The 4,977-nt window shown below is 59.8% G+C and carries 7 protein-coding genes; 6 read left to right on the top strand and 1 reads right to left on the bottom strand.

What is annotated here, in order from left to right:
- Positions 1–108 precede the first annotated feature (108 nt).
- Complete coding sequence (locus tag Q1L50_RS06185) at positions 109–603, bottom strand: type I restriction-modification system subunit M N-terminal domain-containing protein (RefSeq protein WP_300336781.1); 495 nt, start codon at positions 601–603, stop codon at positions 109–111.
- Positions 604–678: 75 nt separating this feature from the next.
- Here Q1L50_RS06185 and Q1L50_RS06180 point away from each other — a divergent pair, with 75 nt between their 5' ends.
- From Q1L50_RS06180 to Q1L50_RS06155, 6 genes are all read left to right on the top strand, one after another.
- Positions 679–1,155 (top strand): hypothetical protein, encoded by a 477-nt coding sequence (locus Q1L50_RS06180; protein ID WP_300336779.1) that lies wholly within the window; start codon positions 679–681, stop codon positions 1,153–1,155.
- 215 nt (positions 1,156–1,370) lie between these two features.
- Positions 1,371–2,678 (top strand): integrase family protein, encoded by a 1,308-nt coding sequence (locus Q1L50_RS06175; protein ID WP_300336777.1) that lies wholly within the window; start codon positions 1,371–1,373, stop codon positions 2,676–2,678.
- Positions 2,679–2,702: 24 nt separating this feature from the next.
- Positions 2,703–2,981: a type II toxin-antitoxin system RelE/ParE family toxin gene (locus Q1L50_RS06170; RefSeq protein WP_300336775.1), complete on the top strand. Its 279-nt coding sequence runs from the start codon at positions 2,703–2,705 to the stop codon at positions 2,979–2,981.
- A gap of 10 nt (positions 2,982–2,991) precedes the next feature.
- Positions 2,992–3,276 carry a HigA family addiction module antitoxin gene (locus tag Q1L50_RS06165; protein ID WP_300336773.1) on the top strand — a complete coding sequence of 95 codons (285 nt, stop codon included), beginning with the start codon at positions 2,992–2,994 and terminating at the stop codon, positions 3,274–3,276.
- Positions 3,277–3,375: 99 nt separating this feature from the next.
- Positions 3,376–4,473, top strand: coding sequence for a hypothetical protein (locus tag Q1L50_RS06160; protein WP_300336772.1), 1,098 nt, complete (start codon positions 3,376–3,378; stop codon positions 4,471–4,473).
- Between the two features lie 136 nt (positions 4,474–4,609).
- Complete coding sequence (locus tag Q1L50_RS06155) at positions 4,610–4,792, top strand: hypothetical protein (RefSeq protein ID WP_300336770.1); 183 nt, start codon at positions 4,610–4,612, stop codon at positions 4,790–4,792.
- Positions 4,793–4,977 lie beyond the last annotated feature (185 nt).

Raw genomic sequence — 4,977 nt, 5'->3', positions numbered from 1 at the left:
CACAGCGGCAGGGTCTCGCCGCTCTTCTTGCTCGCCTGAGCATCCTCCAGGAGCTGGATCGCCCCCGTGCTGGGGCGGCTTGCGTCCGGTGGCCGGGGCTTTGCAGCGTTACCGAAAGCACACGTCGAGCGTGGCCGGAATCTTGGACACCTTCTTGAGCGACTCCTTGCGCAGGGTGCTGGTGAACAGGTTATAGGTCTTGGGTAGCACGCCCGCGAGTTGCGGGTTGTGCTTCTCGATCTCGCGCATCGCGGCATTGACCTTGGCGCCGATGACGTCGAACTCGGGCAGCGTAAGCAGGTAGTCAAAGCGCGCCTCGGGAGCAAGGTAGAGGATGCCTTCGGCGTGGTAGGCGGCGGGCTCATCGACCCTGCTGCTGCGTCTGGAAATGTCGCGTAACGATGCGCTGGCAGTTGCGAGCCGGGTGCGCTGGATGGCAGAGCGCACCTCGGCAAAGGGCAGGAAGATGAGGCCGAGGATAGGGCCGGAGTACTCCTGCGCCTTGAGGCCGGAATTGGCGCGGAACTGGTCGGCGGCATCCCACAGGCGCTTTTCGAGCGAGGTGGAGGCGGCGTCTTTTTCGGGGGGCGCGATCCAGAGCATGGAGATGACAGTCTGCGGAAAACGGCATTGTCCGGCAATTCGCACCCGAGAACAAAAGACGCTTGGGCATGCTCGATGGCCATGGACGGCAATCCGCCACAACCAACCGCCCGTAGCCTGATAGCACCACCTGGCGTGGCGCCGCAGTCGCGACCGGACGTTCAGCAAGCAGGGGAGCAGCTTGAAACGCTGCGGGCGACTGTTCGACGCATCGGCGCAAGACAATTGGCCGTGGGTGCGCGGCGAGATGGTGTTCGAAGAAACCAGAGAACTGTTTGGCTCGCTGGCGGTGCGCCCACGACCAGCGAGATCGACGCCGATGCCGATGCTCAGCCAAAGCCCGACCTTGCGGCTGCCGGCATGCCTGCGCAGTTCTTCGCCGTCAGCGAAGGCATACCAGCGAATGCGCGATTGAAGGCGCCGCGACGTTCCTGGGCGCGGTTGATTCGGATTGCTCGAATCTGCCTGCTATCGGCCGACTATCGCGCAGACAGCAAAAAGCCCGACCTCGTGAGCCGGGCTCTCTGCTTGATTCCGTGGTGGGTCGGGTGAGGCTCGAACTCACGACCAATGGATTAAAAGTCCAGCCTTCTGCACGTTTTACCGCGTTGAACGAGGTTCGCGAAACATGAGAAAGCGCCGTAAAGTCAGGCATGTATGGTAAATTGACGTTGCACGACGTTGAGCAAGAATGATAGAATTTGGCTACATGGTGGCTACATGGCTACATGGGATCGCCGCCAGCATCCAAGACAGGAGCCGACAGCATGAACCGCGAACGCCTCACCCCCGACCGCATCCGCCGCCTGAAGCTGCCCGCCGAAGTGGCGCAAGCCTTCCTTTGGGACACCGACGCGCCGCGCTTGGCAGTTCGCGTCACAGATGGCTCGAAGTCGTTCGTCTTTGAATCCAAGCTGAACCGGCAAACTGTGCGAGTGACCATCGGCGACGTTCGCACCTGGGAGCTTGACGCCGCCCGCGACGAGGCCCGCCGGCTGCAAACGATGGTTGACCAAGGCATTGACCCGCGAGAAGAGAAGCGCGCCCGCATCGCCGAAGCCGACGCCAAGCGCGAAGAGGCGAGGCGTAGAAAAGCGCCAGCCTTGGAAGCTTGGCAGGCGTACATTGACGCTCGCCGTGCGAAGTGGGGAAACTTGCACCTAGCCGACCATGAGACGGTGAGCAAGGAGGGGGGAAAACTGCGCACCCGAGGCCGCAAAGTCAACCAGAGCGATACGACGACGCCCGGTGCGCTGCGCCCGCTACTGAGCCTTCCTCTGGAGCAGATCGACGCCGACCGCGTGCGCGCCTGGCTACAAGATGAGGCGCTACGCCGCCCGACACATGCCGCCCTTGCTTTCAGGCTGCTGCGCGCCTTCCTCAACTGGTGCAGCGACCGCGCCGAGTACCGCGACCAAGCCCACAAGGACGCCTGCATTACCCGCATGGCCCGCGACGAGCTGCCGAAGAAATCCGCCAAGGATGATTGCTTGCAGCGTGAGCAGTTGCCAGCATGGTTCGCCGCAGTGCGCCAGATACAGAATCCTGTCATTGCCGCCTATCTGCAAACGACGCTACTTTCTGGCGCACGCCGGGAAGAGGTAGCGGGTATCCGGTGGGAGGATATCGACTTCCAGTGGAAAGCGCTGACCATCGGCGACAAGGTGCAGGGCAATCGCACTATCCCGCTGACGCCCCTTGTTGCGTCGTTGCTGGCCGCGCTGCCGCGTCGAAATCAGTGGGTTTTCAGCAGCCCGGCCGCCGCATCTGGCAGACTGCAGGAGCCGAGAATCCAGCACAACAAGGCATTGACCGCCGCGGGCCTGCCTGCGCTGTCTATCCACGGCCTGCGCCGCTCGTTCGGCACCCTGGCAGAGTGGGTAGAATGCCCCGCCGGAGTCTCGGCGCAAATCATGGGACACAAGCCAAGTGCGACCGCCGAGAAGCATTACCGGGTTCGCCCGCTCGACTTGCTGCGCATGTGGCACACGAAGATCGAGGCTTGGATTCTTGAGCAGGCGGGCATCGAACAACCCGGCGAAACCGAGGCGGGCCTGCGTGTCGTGCGGCATTAGTTGTAAAGCGGCGATTTACGGACTATGATTACTTCGTTCCGCCACAAAGGGCTGGAAGCCTTCTTCCGCTCGGGCACGCAAGCGGGCATACAGCCGATGCACGCCAAGCGCCTACGGGAAATGCTGGCCGCCCTGCACGCCGCCGCCGCGCCTGACGACTTGGCCCGCCCTTCTTGGCGCCTGCATGGCCTGTCCGGCAAACTCGCCGGCTTTCATGCGATGACGGTTCAGGCAAATTGGCGGCTGGTTTTCCGGTTCGACGGAACGGACGTGGAGCTACTCGACTACATCGACTATCACTGAGGCCCGACACATGGACATGCACAACCCCGCGCCACCCGGCGAACTGCTTACCGGCTGGCTGCACGACCTCGACATCAGCGTGACCGCCTTCGCTGCTCACGTGGGCATCAGCCGCGTCATGCTCTCGCGCATCTTGCACGGACACGCAGCGATCACCGCCGACATGGACCTGCGCTTGCATGAAGCCTTGGGCACATCGCCCGGTTACTGGTTGCGCCTGCAAGCTCAACGCGACTTGTGGACCGCGGGCGAACGCGCCAAGGAACGGGCGCCGGTGGCACGACTCGCCGCGTGACCGAGTTTCGCCGCGCCGATCTCGACGGAGAGAAAGCCGGAACACCTTCACCCGGCTGGCGCGGCACCCACACGAAGGAGCACAGCGAAGGGGCGTCAAATGCTTGATGATGAAGAAATATCGAAACTCGCCACGTGCGAGTCAGAACGAGAAATAGAGAAACACGACGGGGAGTTAATGCAGATTCTGGCGAAGTGGTTCGACAAGCCGCTATCCGAGCTGCCAGAAAAGCAGCGACGCCACGCTGGGCTGTATATCAAGAAATGGTCAGAGCTATCCCCTGGGGAGCGGCGCGCTTGCGCCACTGAGGCCGACCGGAAGATACAACAAACCATTGCCCTGAGATTTCAGCAAGCGCGCCGAGAGCAGGAAGGCCTGCCGTCAGACAGATTTGCACAACGGGCCATGCAGGACGGCTTCGACAAAGCTACGAGAGAAAAGGATGGTGAGCGAGATTTCGAGTCGGAAATAGAAGAGGTCAATATGCTCGTCGAGCGGTGCATGGAACTTGCAAGAAAAGAAGCGTTGACGATAGCGGACTGGATCGAGATAACGGGTATAGGTAGAGGCAAACACGGGGCATATCTCGTTAAGCGGAAATCTGTCAGCTTCATTAAGTGGGAAAGGAGCCTAATTGCTGGCTGGCCCCCGTCCAACCAAGCGGACATGGAACGTGAAAACGAGACCGCTCCTCTGAGCTTTCCTTGCCAGCCAGCGAGGCTCATACAGTTCATTGACACCCTGCCCGTGGAAATTCACGCCTTCAGAGTGCCAGATGCGTTTCGACAGGCGGTGACCGAGATCGTGCAGGCTACAGACGCCACGCCGCAAGTACCGGGTAACGTGCTAGAGACAACGACCGCTAATGAGGCTGAGCAAGCCGCTACCTCGACACCGGCGACGACACAAGAAACGCCAAGAACCGGTGCGAAGGCGGAAATACAGCGAAAACGCGCGGCTTTCATTAATGAATTTCAAGGGATGTGGTCAAAAATTAATGGCGATCTGGGCGACGCGGCAAGAAATGGTTTGGCTTTAGCCGCCAATGCACGGCATGGATTCTGGAGGGTTGGACCTGCTCTAAATTGGGCAGATGAACGCGGGCGAATTAAGCGGGAAAAGGCGGAACAGTTTGTTCGTGCCAACAGGGATAGCGAGTTATCCATCCTCATTCAAGCCATGCTCGACCGTAAATAACGCAACTCACCGCTGCTTCCGAAATTACAGCAGTTTTACAGCAGTTTTTCGCGCAATTCCGGGCGTCATTTAATTTCATCTGCCTACGTTGCTTCATGTTGAAGCTCCGAGGTTTTCCTAACCGGAGAACTAGCAGATGGACAGCAGCAAAACTCAAGAGTACGACCAGAGCGCCGAGCAATTCGCCGCTTTGAATCAAGTCAAGGCGCAATCCGTACGCGCTCGGCTGTGCCGCACGGGGAGCTATTTCGGAGTCGTTCCGCGGAAACTTGCCAACGGTCGTTTGGTCTTTCCCGCTGTGCAAGTGGAGGGCAAATAATGAAGAACGCCCCCGACCGAAAAGCAATCGAGAGCGCCATGAACCCGTGCCCCGATTATAAGCAATGCTCTCAACGTATCAGAACAAAGTCATACCCCGTTCTTGTAAGCATGTGATAAATGTGGCTTTTGCGTGAATTTTCTGGGGGATGACCGGTTTGGTTTAATCTGGACGAGGTTCTTGAT

This window comes from Accumulibacter sp. (genome assembly GCF_029255145.1).
In the GTDB taxonomy this organism is placed as follows: Bacteria; Pseudomonadota; Gammaproteobacteria; order Burkholderiales; family Rhodocyclaceae; genus Accumulibacter.
The sequence above is the reverse complement of the archived record's forward strand: the minus strand, read 5'-3'. Positions and strand labels throughout refer to the sequence as shown.

Coding starts and splice junctions, on each gene's coding strand:
- Q1L50_RS06185 (WP_300336781.1), bottom strand. CDS start 603: ATGCTCTGGATCGCGCCCCCCGAAAAAGACGCCGCCTCCACCTCGCTC.
- Q1L50_RS06180 (WP_300336779.1), top strand. CDS start 679: ATGGCCATGGACGGCAATCCGCCACAACCAACCGCCCGTAGCCTGATA.
- Q1L50_RS06175 (WP_300336777.1), top strand. CDS start 1,371: ATGAACCGCGAACGCCTCACCCCCGACCGCATCCGCCGCCTGAAGCTG.
- Q1L50_RS06170 (WP_300336775.1), top strand. CDS start 2,703: ATGATTACTTCGTTCCGCCACAAAGGGCTGGAAGCCTTCTTCCGCTCG.
- Q1L50_RS06165 (WP_300336773.1), top strand. CDS start 2,992: ATGGACATGCACAACCCCGCGCCACCCGGCGAACTGCTTACCGGCTGG.
- Q1L50_RS06160 (WP_300336772.1), top strand. CDS start 3,376: ATGCTTGATGATGAAGAAATATCGAAACTCGCCACGTGCGAGTCAGAA.
- Q1L50_RS06155 (WP_300336770.1), top strand. CDS start 4,610: ATGGACAGCAGCAAAACTCAAGAGTACGACCAGAGCGCCGAGCAATTC.